Annotated in this window: 17 protein-coding genes and 1 tRNA gene; 9 read left to right on the forward strand and 9 right to left on the reverse strand. The window is 66.7% G+C overall.

Annotation, left to right across the window (positions count from 1 at the left end; all coding sequences use genetic code 11):
* Positions 1-31: 31 nt before the first annotated feature.
* Complete coding sequence (locus tag ACYQML_RS10100) at positions 32-1,258, reverse strand: lytic murein transglycosylase (protein WP_461235457.1); 1,227 nt, start codon at positions 1,256-1,258, stop codon at positions 32-34.
* Complete coding sequence (gene galE, locus ACYQML_RS10105) at positions 1,255-2,247, reverse strand: UDP-glucose 4-epimerase GalE (protein ID WP_056431395.1); 993 nt, start codon at positions 2,245-2,247, stop codon at positions 1,255-1,257. Before galE ends, ACYQML_RS10100 begins: the two co-directional genes overlap by 4 nt.
* Before the next feature lie 188 nt (positions 2,248-2,435).
* Here galE and galU point away from each other — a divergent pair, with 188 nt between their 5' ends.
* The gene (gene galU / locus ACYQML_RS10110; protein ID WP_461235458.1) at positions 2,436-3,302 is read left to right on the forward strand and encodes a UTP--glucose-1-phosphate uridylyltransferase GalU; all 867 of its coding nucleotides are present in this window, start codon (positions 2,436-2,438) and stop codon (positions 3,300-3,302) included.
* A gap of 330 nt (positions 3,303-3,632) precedes the next feature.
* Here the strand turns inward: galU and ACYQML_RS10115 are convergent, their stop codons facing one another.
* Positions 3,633-4,541 (reverse strand): N-formylglutamate amidohydrolase, encoded by a 909-nt coding sequence (locus ACYQML_RS10115; protein ID WP_207411539.1) that lies wholly within the window; start codon positions 4,539-4,541, stop codon positions 3,633-3,635.
* A gap of 208 nt (positions 4,542-4,749) precedes the next feature.
* On the opposite strand from ACYQML_RS10115, the gene cpdR reads away from it, so the two are divergent.
* From cpdR to ACYQML_RS10135, 4 genes are all read left to right on the forward strand, one after another.
* The gene (gene cpdR / locus ACYQML_RS10120) at positions 4,750-5,106 is read left to right on the forward strand and encodes a cell cycle two-component system response regulator CpdR (protein ID WP_003603128.1); all 357 of its coding nucleotides are present in this window, start codon (positions 4,750-4,752) and stop codon (positions 5,104-5,106) included.
* Between the two features lie 98 nt (positions 5,107-5,204).
* Positions 5,205-5,477, forward strand: coding sequence for a glutaredoxin 3 (gene grxC, locus ACYQML_RS10125; protein WP_207411540.1), 273 nt, complete (start codon positions 5,205-5,207; stop codon positions 5,475-5,477).
* Positions 5,474-6,349, forward strand: a complete 876-nt coding sequence (locus ACYQML_RS10130; protein ID WP_461235459.1) for a carbon-nitrogen hydrolase family protein — start codon at positions 5,474-5,476, stop codon at positions 6,347-6,349. Before grxC ends, ACYQML_RS10130 begins: the two co-directional genes overlap by 4 nt.
* A gap of 25 nt (positions 6,350-6,374) precedes the next feature.
* Positions 6,375-6,860, forward strand: a complete 486-nt coding sequence (locus tag ACYQML_RS10135) for a DUF1178 family protein (RefSeq protein WP_461235460.1) — start codon at positions 6,375-6,377, stop codon at positions 6,858-6,860.
* 18 nt (positions 6,861-6,878) lie between these two features.
* On the opposite strand, the gene ACYQML_RS10140 is transcribed toward ACYQML_RS10135, so the two are convergent.
* The gene (locus ACYQML_RS10140) at positions 6,879-7,370 is read right to left on the reverse strand and encodes a disulfide bond formation protein B (protein WP_461235461.1); all 492 of its coding nucleotides are present in this window, start codon (positions 7,368-7,370) and stop codon (positions 6,879-6,881) included.
* Entirely contained in the window at positions 7,367-7,948 is a 582-nt protein-coding gene (locus ACYQML_RS10145; RefSeq protein WP_461235462.1) for a YqaA family protein, read from the reverse strand. The genes ACYQML_RS10140 and ACYQML_RS10145 overlap by 4 nt, the downstream gene beginning before the upstream one ends.
* A 143-nt stretch (positions 7,949-8,091) precedes the next feature.
* On the opposite strand from ACYQML_RS10145, the gene ACYQML_RS10150 reads away from it, so the two are divergent.
* Positions 8,092-8,178: transfer RNA gene (locus tag ACYQML_RS10150), tRNA-Leu, on the forward strand.
* Between the two features lie 43 nt (positions 8,179-8,221).
* On the opposite strand, the gene ACYQML_RS10155 is transcribed toward ACYQML_RS10150, so the two are convergent.
* From ACYQML_RS10155 to ACYQML_RS10165, 3 genes are all read right to left on the reverse strand, one after another.
* A complete protein-coding gene (locus ACYQML_RS10155) occupies positions 8,222-8,920 on the reverse strand; it encodes a glutamine amidotransferase-related protein (protein WP_461235463.1) in 699 nt (232 codons plus the stop codon).
* Positions 8,921-8,966: 46 nt separating this feature from the next.
* On the reverse strand, positions 8,967-10,343 hold the full coding sequence (gene eat / locus ACYQML_RS10160; RefSeq protein WP_461235464.1) for an ethanolamine permease: 1,377 nt from the start codon (positions 10,341-10,343) through the stop codon (positions 8,967-8,969).
* A 344-nt stretch (positions 10,344-10,687) separates the two neighbouring features.
* Complete coding sequence (locus ACYQML_RS10165; protein WP_461235465.1) at positions 10,688-11,848, reverse strand: ceramide glucosyltransferase; 1,161 nt, start codon at positions 11,846-11,848, stop codon at positions 10,688-10,690.
* Positions 11,849-12,044: 196 nt separating this feature from the next.
* Between ACYQML_RS10165 and ACYQML_RS10170 the strand changes: the two genes are divergently transcribed.
* Positions 12,045-12,944 carry a histone deacetylase family protein gene (locus tag ACYQML_RS10170; protein ID WP_461235466.1) on the forward strand — a complete coding sequence of 300 codons (900 nt, stop codon included), beginning with the start codon at positions 12,045-12,047 and terminating at the stop codon, positions 12,942-12,944.
* A gap of 6 nt (positions 12,945-12,950) precedes the next feature.
* Here ACYQML_RS10170 and ACYQML_RS10175 read toward each other — a convergent pair whose 3' ends face one another.
* On the reverse strand, positions 12,951-13,544 hold the full coding sequence (locus ACYQML_RS10175; RefSeq protein WP_056431361.1) for a TetR/AcrR family transcriptional regulator: 594 nt from the start codon (positions 13,542-13,544) through the stop codon (positions 12,951-12,953).
* A gap of 88 nt (positions 13,545-13,632) precedes the next feature.
* On the opposite strand from ACYQML_RS10175, the gene ACYQML_RS10180 reads away from it, so the two are divergent.
* Entirely contained in the window at positions 13,633-14,766 is a 1,134-nt protein-coding gene (locus ACYQML_RS10180) for an efflux RND transporter periplasmic adaptor subunit (protein WP_461235467.1), read from the forward strand.
* Entirely contained in the window at positions 14,763-15,848 is a 1,086-nt protein-coding gene (locus ACYQML_RS10185) for an efflux RND transporter periplasmic adaptor subunit (RefSeq protein ID WP_056431357.1), read from the forward strand. The genes ACYQML_RS10180 and ACYQML_RS10185 overlap by 4 nt, the downstream gene beginning before the upstream one ends.
* The last annotated feature ends 14 nt before the right edge of the window (positions 15,849-15,862 follow it).

Raw genomic sequence — 15,862 nt, forward strand, 5'->3', positions numbered from 1 at the left:
CGCGTCTAAATCCGCCTCACGAGGCGGAGCCTCAGGGGCGCGCCGTGACGTGCTCCAGAAGGCTGGGCGTGGCGTAGCCGTCGGCCACCAGACCTTCCTTGATCTGATATTGGCGGACCGCCTCCCGCATCTTTGGCCCGGCGCGGCCATCCGCATCGCCGGCATAGAGGTTTCGGGTCGTCAGGGCTTTCTGCAGGGCCTGCAGGCCCGCTTTGTCGAGGCGTGGCGCGCCGGTCGGCCAAGGTGCCGCCAGTGGCGGCCCGCCGGCAAGACGGTCGGCGAGATGGCCGACGGCGAGTGCATAGGAATCCGAGGTGTTGTAGCCCCGGATCACCTCGAAATTGTCGGTGATCAGGAAGACCGGGCCGCCCGAGCCGCCGGGCAGGAACAGGCTGGCCGCACCCGATCCCGGCAGCGCCTCGCCATCGATCCTGCGGACGCCCCGTCTGGCGAAGTCCGACAGGTCCGCCCGATACGTCGTCAGGTCGAATCCGCCGGGAAGCGTCACGGCATAGCCCCAGGACAGGTCGCGGTTCCAGCCGAGAGACTGGAGATAGCCGGCGATGGAGGCCAGGGCATCCGGCTCCGATCGCCAGATGTCTCGGTGACCGTCCCCGTCGAAATCCACCGCATGCTTCAGGAAGGTCGATGGGAGGAACTGGGTCTGGCCCATGGCGCCGGCCCAGGATCCCTTCATCGCCTCGGGGGCGATGTCGCCGCGCTGCAGAATCGTTAATGCGTCGAGGAGCTCGTTCCGGAACAGCGTGCCGCGAAAGCGCGCCTGCGCCAGGGTCGCCAGGGCGCGGATGGTCGGGACGGTCCCGCCGCTCGCTCCGAAATCCGACTCGACCCCCCAGAAGGCGAGGACGATCCAGCGCGGGACGCCCGTCCGGGCTTCGATCGCCGCCAGCGTGGTGGACAGACGGGCCGCTTGTGAGCGACCCCGTGCGATCCGCCCGGTCGAGACCGCGCCGACGAGGTAGTCCCAGACGGGGCGTCCGAACTCCCCTTGAGCGGTGGTCTTGGCGAGGATGCCGGGATTGGGCGAAGACACGCCGCGAAACGCCGCGTCGAAGGTCGCGGCACTGACCCCGCGCGCCTCGGCATCGGGCCGCAGGGCATCGACGAAGCTGCGGAACGAGGCGTTTGCCGCCGCCTCCGGTTTGGCAGGCGGTGCCGGCCGAGTAGAATCCTGGGCCCTACTCTCCGCTGCAAGAAATGCGCAGAGGGCGATGGCGGTGCGGAGGGCCGTCTTCATAGGCGGTTGCGCCGGGCCAGGGTCTCTTCCCAGGCGAGGGCCTGGGCCACGATCCCGTCGAGGTCGTCGTAACGTGGCTGCCAGCCCAATTCAGCGCGGATCCGGTCGGCCTTCGCCACGATCTGCGCCGGGTCGCCGGGCCTGCGCGGCGACAGCCTCACTTCGAAATCACGGCCCGAAATGCGCTTGACCACCTCGATCACCTCGAGGACCGAGTAACCGCGCCCGTAGCCGCAATTGAGAGTTTTGCTCGCGCCACCCGAACGTAGATGATCGATGGCGACGCAATGGGCATCGGCGAGATCGGAAACCTGGATGTAATCGCGGAGGCACGAGCCGTCGCGGGTGGGGTAATCCGTACCGAACACGCTCAGATGACTGCGCCGGCCCAGCGCCGCCTGAGTGGCGACCTTTATGAGATGGGTGGCTTCGCTTGAAGATTGGCCGCTGCGTCCGCGAGGATCGGCACCCGCGACATTGAAATAGCGCAGGATGACGTAGCTGAAGCCGTGGGCCTTGGCTGCGTCGTCGATCATCCACTCGCTCATGAGTTTCGAGCGGCCGTAGGGGTTGATCGGCGCGGCCACGAGGTCCTCCGGCACCGGGACGATTTCGGGCTCGCCGTAGATTGCGGCGGTGGAGGAGAAGATGACGTGCTTCACCCCGCCATGCACCGCAGCCTCGATGAGCGCCCGGGTCTTGACCGTGTTAGCCAGATAGTAGCCGAGAGGGTCGGCCACCGAATCCGGCACGACGATCTTGGCGGCGAAATGCGCCAGCACATCGATTCCGTGTTCGGCAATGACCCGTTTCACCAGGGCCTGATCGGCCACGTCGCCCACCACCAGCGTCACGTCGGGGGGAAGCACCCAGTCGAAGCCGGTGGACAAATCATCGATGACGACGATGTCCTTGTGGCCGGCATCCAGCAACGCCAGCACCATGTGGCTGCCGATATATCCCGCGCCGCCCGTCACCAGAATCGCCATGGCCCCACTTCCATTCCCGCGCACGTCGCGGAAGATATACCTCAAACCCTCCGTGTGATCATGCGGCGCTTTAGGCTGAGTCGGGCGTGGAAATGGTTTTGTTCTTGCTCGCTCCATCACGACAACGTGCTATCGTCCCTCGCCTCCGGGTTGTTCCCACCGCATTTTAAGAGACCGGGTCCCGCTTGATGAAACCGATTCGTAAAGCCGTCCTGCCTGTCGCAGGGTTGGGTACCCGCTTCCTGCCCGCCACCAAGGCCGTCCCGAAGGAAATGCTCACCGTGGTCGACCGGCCGGTCGTCCAGCATGTGGTGGACGAGGCGCGCGAGGCCGGGATCGAGCATTTCATCTTCGTCACCGGCCGCGGCAAGGCCGTGATCGAAGATCATTTCGACATTGCCTTCGAACTCGACCGCATGCTGCAGGAGCGCGGCAAGGAGGCGATCTACGAAGAGTTGAAGCGGGATCTTCCGGCTGCCGGGCAAACGAGCTTCACCCGCCAGCAGGCTCCTCTCGGCCTCGGCCATGCGGTCTGGTGTGCCCGCGAGATCGTCGGCGACGAGCCCTTCGCCGTGCTGCTGCCCGACATGCTGAGCAAGGGCTGCATGCAGCAGATGCTTTCCGCCTATGAGCGCCATGGCGGCAACGTCATCGCCGTGGAGGAGGTCAAGCCGGAGGAGACGCATCAATACGGTATCGTCGGCGTCGGTGAGACCTATGGGCAGACCTTCGAGATCAACGGCATGGTCGAGAAGCCCAAACAGGGCACCGCGCCATCGAACTTCATCATTTCCGGGCGCTACATCCTGCAGCCGGAGATCTTCTCGATCCTGGAGAAGGGCGAGAAGGGTGCCGGCGGCGAGATCCAGCTGACCGACGCGATGATCAAGCTGGCCGAGAAGCAATCCTTCTTCGGCATGCATTACGAAGGCCGGACCTACGATACCGGTTCCAAGCTCGGCTTCCTCACGGCGAACATCGCCTACGCGCTGCAGCGCAAGGAACTCGCCGAGCCGCTCAAGGCCGAGATCGCCCGGCTGCTCAAGGAACATTGAGGGAAGGCTCGGGAGGAGTACGCGCAAACCGAGACTGTCGAGCCAAGACCTGCAAGCTGCGCCGTACGGTGCGTGCGACGCGGGCATGGCATGCACCGAGTGCAGACTTTCGACGGCGAAACACTCTTGCGCTTTGTGCGGCGCACTGTACTTTGTGCATTGCGAGATCGCGATGGCGTCGCGGTCCCGTAGCCCTTCTTGGGCGTTTCCTCCCTAGACTTCGGGCCGCTCTTCGGAGCGGCCTTTTTTCTTGGGAAATCGGTTTGTGATTTGGCGGTTTGTAATTTGGGACGTCTGCTCGCGCGGCCCGCGCGGCAGAACCCATCCGGTCTATTCGGCGGCGATCCTGCGGAGTGTCAGGCTGTCCATTTCCTCGGCCACGGCCTTCACCACCTCGCGTAGCGTCCAGACCAGATCCGCGAACCCCTGCGTCACCGCGAGGTTGCTCTCGTTCATATAGAGCCCACGGTTGATCTCGATCTGAAGCGCGTGGCGGCCGATATTCGGCTCCCCGTAATGTTCGGTGATGAACCCGCCCGCATAGGGCTTGTTGCGCAGGGTGCGGAAACCGCGCGCGCGCAGATGATGCTCGAACGCCGCGATCAGGATCGGCGTGCAGCTCGTCCCGAACCTGTCGCCCAGCACGAAATCGGCCTTCGCATCCTCGTCGCGGGGGAGGCTCGAGGACGGCATCGAATGGCAATCGATCAGGATGGCGTGGCCGAAGGCACGTGCGGTGCGCTGAATGAGGCCGCGCAGGGTACGGTGATACGGCTTGTAGAGCTCCTCGATCCGCGCGACCGCTTCCTCCACGGGGAGCCGCGTGCGGTAGATCTCCTGACCATCGGCCACCACCCTCGGCACCGTACCGAGGCCGCCGGCGACACGCATGGACCGCGTGTTGGCGAAGGGCGGAAGGCGGCCGTCGAACATGCGCGGGTCGAGCTCGTAGGGCTCGCGATTCACGTCGAGATAGGCCCGTGGGAAGTTCGCGCGCATGAGCGGCGCGCCGAGATCGACCACGGGCGCGAACAGGCGGTCGACATAGGCGTCTTCCGAGCGGCGGAGCGCCAACGGGTCGAGGCGTGAGCCCGCGAGGAAGGCTTTCGGATAGACCGCCCCGGAATGAGGCGTGTTGAACACGAACGGAAGCGTGTGCTCGCCCGGCTCGTCGATGGCGAAGGGCGGTACGAAATCTCCCGGATTCGCTGCATTCCAGCGAGGGCTAGGCTCGGTCATCGCGGCGTGTGCGCCCAGGTGCTGGAAGGGAAACGCATGGCCGCACTTTGCGGCGTGTGACGGTGCGTGTCCACTGCGACACCCCCCGTCGCGAAGTGATCGGTGTGCCGTCCTGCACCCGGTCCGGGTGCCAATCTCAACACCTTGTTTACCAAGTCTGCGCTTTATGAAAAGAACACAGCGACTCAAGGGTGCGGGACACCGACCGATGAAGATCCTCCTGGCCGAAGACGACAACGACATGCGCCGGTTCCTGGCCAAGGCGTTGCAGAATGCCGGCTATGACGTGCTGTCGTTCGATAACGGCCTCTCGGCCTATAACCGCCTGCGCGAGGAGCCCTTCGAACTGCTCCTGACCGATATCGTGATGCCGGAAATGGACGGGATCGAGCTGGCGCGCCGCGCCACCGAACTCGATCCGGACATCAAGGTGATGTTCATCACGGGCTTCGCGGCCGTCGCCCTGAACCCGGATTCGAAGGCTCCGAAGGACGCGAAGGTGCTGTCGAAGCCCTTCCACCTGCGTGACCTCGTCAACGAGGTCGAGAAGCTGCTGGCGGCCTGAAACCGATTCGCGCGTCGGCGCAATGATACCTTCACGGTAGGAAGACGTCCGCCATTCCCCTATATGCTCAGGGGAGCGAAGCGGGACGTCTGCAAACCATGCCTCCGGTGACCATCTACACGACAGCCTGGTGCCCTTACTGCACCGCCGCCAAGACCTTGCTGCGCGAGAAGGGCGTGACCTTCACGGAGGTCGACGTCGAGAAGACTGTCGGCTCCCGTGCGGCCATGACCCAGCGTGCGGGCGGCCGAACCAGCGTGCCTCAGATCTTCATCGGCGAGACGCATGTGGGTGGTTGCGACGACCTCTACGCCCTCGACCGGTCAGGCAAGCTCGATCCGCTTCTGTCGACCGAGGCGCCGCAATCATGAGCGACGGTTCGCCGACGGAACAGGACAAGACCGAGCCTCGCTTCGTCGCGGCCTGTGTCCAGATGCGGTCCGGGCGCGATCCGCTTGCCAATCGGGATGCCGCCGTCGCCCTGGTGCGAGAGGCTGCGTCCCAGGGGGCAGACTACGTACAGACACCGGAAATGACCTCCCTGGTGGAGCGGGATAAAGCCAGCCTGTTTGCCAATGTGCGCGAGCAGGACGAGGACGTGACCCTTGCCGCCCTGCGCGATGTGGCCCGCGAGCGCGGCATCGTCGTCCATATCGGCTCGCTGGCCGTGCGGAACGGCGACAAGATCGCGAACCGCGCCTTCCTCATCGATGCGGAAGGCGCGATCACCGCCTCCTACGACAAGCTCCACCTCTATGACGTGGACCTTCCCAACGGTGAGCGCTGGCGCGAATCCAATACCTATACCGGCGGTGCCTGCGCGGTCGTCGCCGAAACGCCCTGGGCGCCCCTCGGGATCGCGATCTGCTACGACCTGCGTTTCCCGGCCCTGTACCGGGCTCTGGCGGAAGCCGGGGCGACGATCCTCAGCGCGCCCGCCTGTTTCACCAAGCAGACGGGCGAGGCGCATTGGCATGTCCTCCACCGCGCCCGCGCCATCGAGACCGGATCGTTCATGATCTCGGCCGCTCAAGGCGGTCGCCACGAGGACGGACGCGAGACCTACGGCCACTCGATCATCGTCGATCCCTGGGGCAAGGTGCTGGCGGATGCCGGTGGTGCCGAGCCCGGCGTGATCCTGGCCGAGATCGACCTCGCCCGCGTCACAGAGGCGAGGGGGCGGATTCCGGCGCTCAAACACGCGCGCCCCTTCACGGTCGAGCGCCTCGGGCGGGCTGGGTGACCATGCGTCCGGTCCTATCCCGCCCATGATCCGCTACACGCTCGTCTGCGATAACGGACACGATTTCGAGGGCTGGTTTCGCTCGAGCGATTCCTACGACGCTCAGGCGGCAGACGGTCTCGTGGAATGTCTCGCTTGCGGCTCGACCCGGGTCTCCAAGGCGATGATGGCGCCGGCGCTGGCGAAGACCGTGGCTCAGCTGCCCGGTCCGAACCGCGCCCTCGCAGAAGCGTCGCCCACCGATCCTGCCGCAGCACCGTCGGCCGAGCGACTGCCGATGGCGGAGCCGGAGCGGCAGCTGCGCGCGCTGATGCGTGCAGTCCGCGAGCACGTGATCCGGACGGCCGACAATGTCGGTCCGCAATTCCCCGAAGAAGCGCGGCGCATGCATTACGGCGAGGCCGAGTCCCGCCCGATCTACGGCGTCGCCAGCCCTTCCGAGGCCCGTGCCCTCGTGGAGGAGGGGATCGACGTGGCCCCGCTCCCTGCCTTGCCCGGCGACCTCAACTGAAGATTCGCCGCCGCCCGTTCAGCGTTTGAGGGCGGCCGTTCCGGCGACGGAGGCCAGGATGAAGGCGATGGCCGCATTCCAGCCGGCCAGCGAGATGCCGAGGAAGCGCCAGGCGGCGGTGGAGCAATCGGCGACCCGCGTCGCCTTCAGGGTATCGAGGAAGTCGCCGACATCGCTGGGATTGGCGCCGCTGCCGCCGCCGCAATCGGACGGCCCGGCCCAGAGCGCCCATTCGGCACCGGCATGATAGACGCTGAGGCCCGCCCCATAGAGGAGGCCGAGAGCAGTGATCCCAAGGATCAGCCTGGTGATGCGCTCGGGCGTGAACAGGGCCAGCAATGCCAGCGGGATCGCCGCATAATAGGGCAGGCGCTCTGTCAGGCAGAGTTTGCACGGCACGTAGCCGAGGACCCATTGGAAATAGAACGCTCCGGCAATCGCCAGGACAGACCCGATCAGGACCGCCAGCGCGGCCCGGCGAAGACGGAGAAGGGTGGAGTAATCGATCACAGCAGCACCTTGAACAGGACGAAGCCGAGGATGATGACGGCCACCGTGATGGCCGCGACGACGTTCAGATGCCGGTCGAGGACGGCGCGAATGGATACGCCGTAGCGCTTCAGAAGCCCAGCGAGGAGAAAGAAGCGCGCGCCTCGTGTGATGAGCGAGAGCAGCACGAACCAGAACAGGTCGTAATGGGCGAAGCCCGACGTGATCGTCACCAGCTTGAACGGGATCGGTGTCAGGCCCTTCAGCAGGATCACCCAATGCCCGTACTGGGCGTAGGAGGCCTGAAAGCTCGCCGCCTTCTCGTTCAACCCATAGAGCGAGAACAGCCAGACTCCGATGGAATCGTAGAGCAGCGCGCCGATGGCGTAGCCGAGCAGACCCCCGGCCACCGACGACAGGGTGGTGATCGTCGCGTAGAGCCAGACCTTGTCGGGCCGGCTCACCGCCATCGGCACCAGCATCACGTCGGGTGGGACCGGAAAGAACGAGCTCTCCGAGAACGCTACCGCACCGAGCGCGTAGGGGGCCGATGGCTTGCCCGCGAGCGCGAGTATCCACTCGTAAAGGCGGCGGATCATGAAGAGCTTCTATCCGATAGGGGAGGGCGCGAGGCCCTTTGAGCACAACCCGGCCGGACTTGCGAGCGGGAACCACCGCGGCGCGGTCTCGCTGCAAAACCCCTCTGGCCGTCGGCGCGATCCTGTGCCATGAGGCGGATGTTGCGGGCGTGGTGGAACTGGTAGACGCGCCGGACTCAAAATCCGGTTCTGGTGACAGAGTGTCGGTTCGATTCCGACCGCCCGCACCAATCGTCCCGGCAACGCGGCCCGTGAGCCAGCCCCGGACGGTGCTTATCTCGATTGCAGGAAGCGGCGGATCCAGCCGCCAACGCGGGGAGCATCGCTCTCGCCGCGCAGTGACGCAACGGCTGCTGCCTGGAACGCCTCGTCATGGGGCACAGCGGGTCGGTGCCCTGCAATGAGGGCCGTGGCGTACTCGCTCTCGAATTCCGGGTGGACCTGGAACGAGATCGCCCGGCGTTGCGGGTAAGACAGGATGCCGTAGGGCGTGAAGACGTTGCCGCCGAGAACGCGCGCGCCCGAAGGGGGAGCGATCACCTGATCCTGATGGATCGCGGGCACCGAGACGCGGCGCGCGTCGTCCATCCAGTCCGCCCGTTCGAACAAGTCATAGGTGTGGAGGCCGATGCCCCATCCCTTCGCCGATTTCTCCACCGTGCCGCCGAACGCCGCCGCGAGGATCTGGTGACCGAAGCAGAGCCCGACGAGCTTGGCGCGCCCGTCGACGTCGCGCAGGAAGCTCTTCAGCGGCGCGATCCAGGGCAGGTCGTCATAGACGCCCGCCGCCGATCCCGTCACGACGAACGCGTCGAACGCCTCGGGGGCGGTGGGAAACTGTCCCTCCGCCACCGGAAAGATCGTGACATCAGCGGGGTCGCCGAGGAGTGTCTCGACCATGCGGCCATAGGACGGGTAGGACTCGGCCAGGCGGGCGGGCGGTGCGCCCGCCTCGATGATTCCAATTTTCATCGCTGCCTTATGGCCAAGCCCCGCGCGTGATGCGAGCCTCAGCCCCTCAGATAGCCGGATCGAGCGTCGCGGCGGGAGCGGCTGCCACCGGTTTTGCCAGGAAATGCGAGGCGGCGACCGCGACCACCATCACGGCCAGGAAGATCGCGAAGATCACCGGGTTGAAGACGACCAGAGCGATGAAGCAGATGCCGGCCATGGCCAGGGCGAAGGCGGGGGCGATGGGGAAGAACGGTGCCCGGTAGGGACGTGCGAGGTCGGGCTCGCTGCGGCGCAGCTTGAACAGGGCCGCCATGCTCATGCCGTACATCACCAGCGCGCCGAACACCGCCATGGTCACGATGCTCGCGGTGAGGGACTGGCCCGCGATCTCGATGAGGTTGTCGCTGTAGATGGCGGCGATGCCGACGAGGCCGCCGGCCACGGTCGCCACATGCGGGGTCTGGAAGCGGGGGTGCACCTTGGCGAGGAAACCGGGCAGGTAGCCGGCGCGGCCGAGGGCGAAGATCTGGCGCGAATAGCCCATGATGATGCCGTGGAACGACGCCACGAGGCCGAACAGGCCGAGCCAGACCAGCATGTGCAGCCAGCCGCTCGACTCGCCCACCACCGTCTTCATCGCCTGGGGCAGCGGGTCGTTGAGGTTGCTCAGGGTGCGCCAGTCGCCCGAGCCGCCGGCGAAGATCATCACGCCGAAGGCGAGGACGGTGAGCGTCAGCACGCCGGTGATGTAGGCGATGGGGATCGTGCGCTTGGGGTCCTTGGCCTCTTCCGCCGCCATGGCGACGCCCTCGATGGCGAGGAAGAACCAGATGGCGAAGGGAATGGCCGCGAACATGCCGCCGATCGCGGCGAGGCTGAATGTGGATTCGCCGGCCCAGCCATGGGCGGCGAAATTGGTGAAGCTGAAGGCGGGGGCGACGACGCCCATGAACACCAGCAACTCACCCACCGCCAGGATGGTCACGAACAGCTCGAACGTGGCGGCGATCTGAACGCCGACGATGTTGAGGGTCATGAAAATCAGGTAGGCGGCGAGCGCTGCGTGTTTCGGGTCGAGGCCCGGAAACTGGACGTTGAGATAGGCGCCGATGGCGAGCGCAATGGCAGGTGGCGCGAAGACGAATTCGATCAACGTCGCATAGCCCGCGATGCAGCCGCCGATGGGGCCGAAGGCGCGTCGGCTATAGGCAAAGGGGCCACCCGCCTGCGGAATGGCCGTCGTGAGTTCGGTGAAGCTGAAGATGAAGGCGACGTACATCGCCGCGATGAAGGTCGTGGTCACCAGGAAGCCGAGCGTGCCGGCGCTGGCCCAGCCATAGCTCCAGCCGAAATACTCGCCCGAGATCACGAGACCGACGGCGATGCCCCAGAGATGGAACGCGTTCAGGCCCTTATGCAGGCCGGTGGATTCGCTTTGCATGGTGGGTTCCCGTCATCGGCGAAGGCTGCCGTCGGGGAATGGCCAAGCAAGAGTTTTGCCGTACGAGAAATAGGGCGTGCGAAGCCCGTATCCGGTTAGGGCATCGAACTCAGGTGAGAGCGCGATGGTGTGACATTCGTCGGCACACCTCCGTCATTCCGGGTCGCCGACGGCGAGCCCGGAATCCAGAACCACCGAGGCTGCCATGTCGAGCACAGGTTGCGGCTCTGGATTCCGGGCTCCGCTCCGCGGACCCGGAATGACGGTGAGGGGACAAAACCCCGGAGGCCGTATCGAATAAGTCTGTGCCTTAAAGCCGAGTTCGGAGTCCGGCGTATCCGCCGTCAGGCCGCGGTGGCGCGGGTGCGCAGGCGCGGCGTCTCCTTGGGGCGGATGTCCATGGCGTTGCCGCGCCAGACGATGGCGCTCTGCATCCAGGCGCTCACCCACATGATGGGGAGGATGGCGTCGCGAAGCAGGAAGGCGAGGAAGAGCCGGGGCGAGCGGTGCCACCCGGCGCGGGCCGCGAGCGCGTATTCGGCCCCGTACCAGAGCATCGCCATGACGATGACGCCGGTCAGAACTGGAACGCTGGGAACGCACAGGGCCGCGACCGCGAAGGGCAGCACCGTGCCGGAGCCGATCTCGGGCGCGAAGAAGTGCGGGAAGGTGACCCGGCGGAGACGCGCCCAGCGGACCTGCCGCGACCAGACCTCGCGAAACGCGCGGGTGCCCAGGGGCTGGTCGAAGGGCGAGGCCACGAGGTGGACCCGCTTGCCGGCCGCGCGAACGAGCTTCGTCGCCGCCGCATCCTCGGCGATCTCGGCGGCGAGCGCACGTATTCCGCCATGCCCGTCCAGGAAGGGCTTGTGCCAGAGCATGCTCTTACCCTGCGCGAAGCCGAGGCCGAGGCTTTCGCCGGTATATTGCCAGCGCGCCTGGAGCGTATTGAGGAAGGCGCATTCCAGTTCGGCGAAGAAACCGTGCGGCCGTGCGCCGATGGGCGTGGAGCAGACGAGACCCGTATCGGGCCGCCACGACGCCTGCAGCCTCTGCAGGTAGTCCGGCGGCATCAGGACGTTGGAATCGGCCAGCACCACCCATTCGTGGCGGGCCGCCTCCCAGCCCCGCACGCAATTGTTGAGCTTGGGATTGTCGCTGATCCGCTCGTCGCCGACGATGAGCCGTGCCGGCACCGTGGGATGGGCCGCCATCAGGCGGTGCAGGAGCGGGACGATGGGATCACGGCCATCGGCGACGCAGAAGATCAGCTCGTAATCCGGGTGGTCGAGATGGAAGCCGCGCTCGAGCATCTCCTCGCTGAAGGCTTCGAGGCCGCAGACCGGGCGCACGAGGGAAATGGGCGCGGCGCTGGGAAAGCTCGGGGTCCCGCGATTCCGGCCGATGCGCCATGCGGCGATGGCGATGCTGAGACAATTGACCAGGGTCAGCGCGGCACAGAGCGAGAGCGCGACGATCGCGCCGGTCTCGATACTGCCGAACATGCCGCGCTCCCTCCGGGCCTCCGCCACCTGACGGAACCAGCCTCTGCCCAAGGCCGTAACAGACGGGCTATTTCAGTCGTATGACAGCGGCGCGGCCCCGATCTGCCGCCCCTCACAGGGAAGGCCAGGGCGTGAGCGAGACGAGACCCGTGGCCGTTCGCGGAACTGCCGTTCGGCCCGGCCGGTTCGATCCGGCATGACCCCGCCCATCGTCGTCCACCCCGCCTATCAGGCCGTCCTGCCGGAGGGGCATCGCTTTCCGATGCGGAAATATGGCCGCCTCGCCGAAACGCTGGCGGCGCTCGGCCTCGCCCCCGCCGGTTTCGTCCGGCCGGAACCGGCCGACGCGGCAATGCTCAAGCGCGCGCATCGATCGGATTACGTCGATGCCGTCCTGTCCTGTTCGGTCTCGCGGGAAATCGAGCGCGAGATCGGCCTTCCGGTGGATGAGAGCGTCGTGGCCCGCTCGTGTGCCTCGGCCGGCGGCACCCTCGCGGCGGCACGGCTCGCGCTGGACCATGGCCTCGCCGGCAGCGCCGCCGGCGGAAGCCATCATGCGCGGCGGGAGACGGGCGCGGGGTTCTGCGTGTTCAACGACGTCGCCGTCGCCGCCCTGGCGCTTCAGGACGAGGGCACGATCCGCCGGGCGCTGGTGGTGGATTGCGACGTGCATCAGGGCGACGGCACCGCCGATTGCCTCGCCGGCTCAACGGACCTGTTCACGTTCTCGGTCCATGCGGAGAAGAACTACCCGACGCGCAAGATCCCCGGCGACCTCGATCTGGGCTTGGTCGATGGTGTCGACGACGCGGCCTACGCGGCCGTTCTGGCGGCGCATCTGCCGGGCCTGCTCGATGGCCTCTTGCCGGACATCGTGTTCTACAATGCCGGGGTCGATCCACACATGGACGACCGGCTCGGGCGATTGGCCCTCACCGATGCGGGCCTCGCCGCACGGGATCGCTACGTCATCGGAGAGGCGCGCAGACGTCGCATTCCCCTCGTGGCGGTGATCGGCGGCGGCTATGCCACCGATATCGACGCCCTGGCCGCCCGCCACGCCCTCGTGTTCCAGGCCATGGCCGCCCTCGCGTGAAGCCGCTCAGGGCGTCCCGCACGCATCCGGCGGGATCTCGCCCTCGGTCACGCAGCGCGCCACCTTTTCGAGGCCGTCGAAGAGCCGTTCGAGCTGCGCGCCCTCCATGGAATGGAAGCCCAGCGTCCGGGTGATCAGCAACCCCAATGTCGAGAACACCAAAGCTGCGCCGATCCCCGGACAGGTCTCGATCTTCTCGAGGCCGGCGAGCCGTTCGCGGAGGAACGCGTTGAAGCCGGCGAATGCCTCTGGATTCTCTGCGGAGGCTAGCAGGAAGGCCCGCGGGAAGCCCTCTTCCTCAGCGTAGACCTGCCTCGCATGGGCGATCAGCGCGAGGGGGAGGGCCGAGGGACCCGGAACCTGCTCCGCTTCGAGCCGGGCAATGCCTTCCTTGACCTCCTTCAGCTTGCGCTCGGCCATGGCCGTGATGAGCGCTTCCTTCGAGGAGAAATGGTGGAGAACCCCGCCCTTGCTCAGGCCCGCCTCCGCCGCGACCGCGTCGATCGTCAAGGTGCGCGTACCCGCACGACGGATCAGGCTCTCGGCCGCATCGAGGATGATGCTCGCCCGGTCCTCGCGCCGTGTGCGCGGCTTTGCCATGTCATTGCCTTTTAGAAACCGTCTGGACGGTCGGTAAGATACCCGATAGAGAAGCGGTTCGATAGAGCTTATCCGGAATGGGGTCGTGGTGTCTGGTCTGACCAAGTCCATTCGACGAATCCGTGGCGCGGGGGCGGTCACCCTCCTCGGCCTTGCGGTCTCGGCCTCGCTTCCGGCTTCTGCCAAGGAGGCAGAGGACGTCTCCGCTGCCGGCGCGGCCAAGCAGAGCCTCGCCATCGTCCGGACGGCGAAGGCCGAGCGCAGCACCATCTCGGCCGATCTCGTCTTCACGGGCGACATCCAGGCCCAGTCGCAGGTCAACGTGGCGTTCCGCAACAACGGCAAGATCGCCACGCGACTGGTGGAGGTCGGCGATCACGTCACCGCCGATCAGGTCCTGGCCAAGCTCGATCCGCAGGAGCAGCGCGCCAACCTCAACAACGCGCAGGCCGCGCTGACCTCCGCCGAGGCGCTGCTGACCCAGGCAAAGGTCAATTTCAAGCGCCAGGAGATGCTCCTCTCCAGCGGATACACCACGCGGCCGAGCTATGACGATGCCGAGCAGCAACTTCGCACGACCCAGGCCTCGGTCGAGTCCGCCAAGGCGGCACTGGGCACGGCCCAGGAACAGTTCTCCTACACCGATCTGAAATCGGGCGTGGACGGCATCGTCCTGAGCCGCAGCTTCGAGGTGGGGCAAGTGGTCCAGGCGGGCCAGACCGTTCTCACCATGGCGGAGGACGGGCCGCGCGACGCGGTGTTCAACGTGTTCGAGGCGGTTCTCGCGACCCCGCCCGAGAGCAAGCAGATCGACGTCACCCTCCAGGCGGACCCAAAGGTGCGGACCGTCGGCACGGTGCGGGAAATTTCCCCGAGCGTGGACGCCGCCTCCGGCACCGTGAGGGTCAAGGTCGGGCTGAAGGACACGCCCGCTGCCATGACCCTTGGGGCCATCGTCGTCGGCACCGGCAAGTTCCGGCCGCAGACGGCCATCGTCCTGCCCTGGTCCTCGCTCTACCGCTGGGAGAACTCACCGGCCGTGTGGGTCCGCGATCCGGCCAGCGGTAAGGTCGCGCCGCGCAACGTGACCATCGACCGCTACTCGCCCAACACCATCGCCCTGTCCGGCGGTGTCGAGCCGGGCGAGGAGGTGGTCATCGCCGGTATTCAATTCCTCCGCCCGGGCCAGACCGTGTCCGTTGCCGAGGAGATCGGCCGATGATCCATTCCGGCTTACGCCTGGCGCTGATCGCAGCGGCCGTATCCACCCTCGGCGCCTGCCATGGTGAGGAGGAGAATGCTGGCCCGCCTCCGGTGCGGCCCGTCCTTTACACCGTGGCCAAGCCCATCGACACCATCGTATTCGGGCCGTTCGCGGGCTTCGTGGCCCCCCGCTACCAGTCCGAGATCGGATTCCAGATCGCGGGGCGGGTCATCGCCCGCGACGTGACCGTGGGGGATGTGGTGAAGAAGGGCCAGCGCATCGCCGCCCTCGATCCCGTCGTCACGCGCTTCGCGCTGACGCGGGCGGAGGCGGAACTCGCCGATGCCACGGCGCAGGCGGAGAACGCCATCGCCACCGAGGCGCGGCAGAGGCGGCTCATCGCCAACGGCAACGTCACCCAGGCCCGGCTCGACAGCGCCGTGGCGAGCCGGGACACGGCCCAGGCCCGTCTCGCCCAGGCCCAGGCGAACCTGCAGAAAGCCCGCGACCAGATGGGCTATACCGAGCTGCATGCGGATTTCGACGGCGTCGTCACCGTCCGTAGCGCGGAGGTGGGACAGGTGCTCTCCGCGGGACAGGCGGTGGCGACCCTGGCGCGTCCCGAAGAACGCGAGGCGGTGGTCGACATCCCCGAGGATCTCGTGGGGGCCATGCCGAAGGATGCGGTCTTCACCGTGGCGCTCCAGAGCGCGCCCGACGTGACGGCCACGGGCAAAGTCCGCGAGGTCTCGCCCTTCGCCGACCAGAAGACCCGCACCCGCCGCATCAGGATGACGCTGCTCAAGCCACCGGACGCGTTCCGCCTCGGCTCGACCATCACGGTCGGACTGTCACGCCACATGGCGCCGCGTTTCCAGTTGCCGGCGACTGCCGTCTTCGAGGCCGACGGGCGAAGCGCGGTCTGGATCGTCAACGAGGCCGGGGATGCCGTGTCCCGCCGCGACGTCACCGTTGCGGACAGGAACGGCGAGCGTGTCTCCATCACCGAGGGGCTGAAGCCGGGGGAGCGCGTCGTGCTCGCCGGTGCCCGCAGTCTCGGTGAAGGCCAGCGCGTCCGCCTCGCCGACACATCTCAATAGCCGCGCCGATCCGA

It is taken from the genome of Methylobacterium sp. CM6244, assembly GCF_054817885.1.